The sequence below is a fragment of the Streptomyces sp. NPDC127084 genome (genome assembly GCF_042724175.1).
Taxonomy (GTDB): domain Bacteria; phylum Actinomycetota; class Actinomycetes; order Streptomycetales; family Streptomycetaceae; genus Streptomyces.
In genome coordinates, this window is the sequence record NZ_JBHXFA010000306.1 from 1 (window position 1) to 2,945 (window position 2,945).

Consider the following 2,945-nt stretch of genomic DNA (forward strand, 5'->3'; position numbering starts at 1 on the left):
CTGCATGCCGCTTACAGTGCCGGACATGGAATCGATGACGGCGTACGAGCTGGCCGCGCGGATCGCCGAAATCCGCGGCTGGTCCTGCACCCCGCAGTCCTTCGACGGACAGGCCCGCCTGATGGTCCACGAGGAACAGCGCTGGCTCGGAGTGACCGCCGTGCCCGCGCAGCCGGCGACGTACGGGCACGGCGACGTCGTACTGCTGCACGCCGGCACCATACGGCCCGACGGCACGCCCACCGCCCCGGTCGCGGAAACCTCCGCCCACTCCACCGACATGGACGGACTGCTGCAGGAGCTGCAACGGCTGTGGGACCGCGTGGACACCGACCCCGCCGCGCGGATGTAGAGCAAGACGGCAGCGCGCCCGGGGCGTTCCCGGGACTACTTGGGGCGGGCGCCGAACAGGGCCTGCCGGAGCTTGGTTGCGGGCTGACGCGCCAGGTCGGTGCGGCAGTCGGCGCAGTGGCGTCCGTCCGGCCCGGGAGCGTCGGAGTGGTCGTACGAGGACGTGAGGGGACGGCCGCAGCGCTCGCACGGCGGCGGTACGGCGGCGGGCGGAGCGGGCGGGGGTTGGGGCACCGTCGTGTCGGTGCGGGGCCGGTCCCATGCCGTGGCCTGAGCCGCCTCCCGCCGTTGCCTGTCCTGCTCGTCGCGCCGCAGTCGGCGTTCCTCATCCCGCCGGTACCAGGCATCGCGGTCCTGGGGGTTGGCCAGGGCGTCGGGCAGGGTCTCCCACTGGCCGTGGCCGCAGCGCCACCACACCGCCGCGAGCGGACCGTCCTCCCGGAGCCGGGGCAGGGTGGTGAACAGCAGCGGGATCGCGTCGCCGAAGTTGTAGTAGCCGTCCCCGCGTTCCTCGCCGGAGGAACCGCCCATGTTCTCGTACTGGCCTGACCAGTTGATGCGGGTCAGGTTCATGACGCGGTTCATCCGGTTCTTCAGTGCCTGCTCCCCCAGCCGGGTGCCGGGGTCGAACACGACGGCGACTGGCGGGTGGCCCTCGCGTCCGGTCGGCGGGTACAGGCTCTGCCATGCCGGGGCGGCGCGGCCGGAGGCGTCTTTCGTCTTCAGCCGGAAGAACTGGTGGTAGCGGGCGAACTTCGCGGCCAGGACCTCGTCGGCCTCCGTGCACCGGTCGACCTCGACCAGGAGGACCGGCAGGCCTGCCTCCGGGGCGCGCAGCACGATGTCGGCCCGCACGGAGGCACGGGTGCGGGCAGCGCCGGGCAGGTTGTGGACCACCTCCGTCGACCAGGCGACGGGCGAGCCGATCCCCGGCGGCACCGGACGCACCGCGGGCGCCGGCGTCTGCGGCGAGGGCGGGGCGGTGCGGGGGACCGGCCGGGTGGGTTCGGGCTGGGTGCCGGTGACCGCGATGACGGTCTCGTTGACCGCCATCGCGTGCGGGGCCCCCGAGCGGGCCGCGCCGCGCGCGGTGCCGCCCATCTCCGCGAGAGGCCGTCCGAGGACTTCGGCCGCCGCGGCGAGACCGAGCGGGGTCAGGCCCCACAGCTTCTGCCCGTCACGGGCGCTGCCCTCCGAGAGGACCAGGCCGTGCCGGGCGAGGTCCAGGCAGGCGTTGCGCACGCTCTTGCTGTCCTTGTGCCCGGGGCACGTCAGGCGGCGCACCTGGTCCGCGCTCGCCACCTTCAACACCCCCAGCGCGACCAGCACATGACCGCGCACCGCAGTCGTCGACCCGTACGGATACGTCTGCGAACCACCCACCCGCTCGCCCCTCCTCCACTCGACTCCCACCCCGGCGCTGACCCGGCGTCCGGGAACGGCGGACCGGCCGCGCCGGGACGCCCGCCCTCGAGCGGCCCCGGACCCTCTGATCACGACACCGCCAGCCTGCCACCCACCACAGACAACACACACAAGGCCAGGTGCAGGAGGAGAGGAAAAGGGGTTGTCGGGAGCCGTGGTCGGGACTGGTCAAGGGGGCTGACCAGCGAAAACCATGCGCAGACTACAACACGTGCCGGTAGGGGACCTGGTAGGGGGATCGGTAGGGGAGACGGTAGGGAGATCGGAGGGCTTGCCCGCCGACTGCGGAAGACCGGATGGGCAAGCCTCCGATCGTGCGCAGGGTGCGCAGTGGGCACGCGCCGTCCCGGCCGTGACCGTGGCAGGGAAGTCGCACGTCACATCCGGGCCGGATTCCCCCATGACTCAGGTGTAACCACTTGCGCAGCTAAGAGAGGCGGGGTGTAGAGCACGGCGCAGACATCTGACAACCCCCACCGGAAGGGGTTCCGCGAAGGCAAGTGGCGTCCTGACAGAAAATCGCAGGTCAACGCTTCCATCAGGACTCCACAGCAGTGGCAATGTTCCTCTCCTCGCCGAGAGTTGCGCCGCTAGCCCCCGCCCCGGTCAGAGTGCCGACCAAAGATGTCCCGCCGCCCCTGTCGCTGTCCTGCCCCACCCCTCCGCACCAAGGGGTGAAAGAACCCTGACCAGAACCCGGAGCCCGCCGTGCCGACCACCTCTCAGATCACCAAGACCCTCGCCGCCCTCACCAGCGCTTCCGCACTCGCCAACGTCTCCGGAGGAGTCATCGCGGCGGGCCTCGCCTACCTGGTGATCAAGTACGCCATCCCGGCCCTGTTCCCGAACGGCATCGCCGGAGCGCGACGGGTATGGGCCGACAGCCGCAGGTCTGACAAGGTCACAGACACGGCGTGCGCCCTAGCCGACACCGACCCCGCTACCGCGCTGGAAATGCTCCGCATCCTGAAAGACGCACCAGTCGTACCGGCCGCCGTCCCTGCCGGTCCGGACACACAGCGCCAGACACCGGACGAACCCTCCGAACCGCCGCCCTGACGGGCCCGATCCACCACCGCGGCGCCCCCGCTCGGGGGGCACCCCCGGGGCGAGCGGGGGGGCCCCCCCCCCCCCCCCCCCGCCGCCCGCGGCGGGGCGCGGGGGGGCGG

3 protein-coding genes are annotated in these 2,945 nt (G+C 72.3%); 2 read left to right on the forward strand and 1 reads right to left on the reverse strand.

What is annotated here, in order from left to right; genetic code table 11:
- Window positions 1-25 precede the first annotated feature (25 nt).
- Window positions 26-352, forward strand: a complete 327-nt coding sequence (locus ACFWI9_RS33520) for a hypothetical protein (protein WP_387168872.1) — start codon at window positions 26-28, stop codon at window positions 350-352.
- Window positions 353-387: 35 nt separating this feature from the next.
- Here the strand turns inward: ACFWI9_RS33520 and ACFWI9_RS33525 are convergent, their stop codons facing one another.
- Entirely contained in the window at window positions 388-1,734 is a 1,347-nt protein-coding gene (locus ACFWI9_RS33525) for a replication-relaxation family protein (protein ID WP_387168875.1), read from the reverse strand.
- A gap of 750 nt (window positions 1,735-2,484) precedes the next feature.
- Between ACFWI9_RS33525 and ACFWI9_RS33530 the strand changes: the two genes are divergently transcribed.
- Window positions 2,485-2,835, forward strand: a complete 351-nt coding sequence (locus ACFWI9_RS33530; RefSeq protein WP_387168877.1) for a hypothetical protein — start codon at window positions 2,485-2,487, stop codon at window positions 2,833-2,835.
- Window positions 2,836-2,945 lie beyond the last annotated feature (110 nt).

Coding starts and splice junctions, on each gene's coding strand:
- ACFWI9_RS33520 (WP_387168872.1), top strand. CDS start 26: ATGGAATCGATGACGGCGTACGAGCTGGCCGCGCGGATCGCCGAAATC.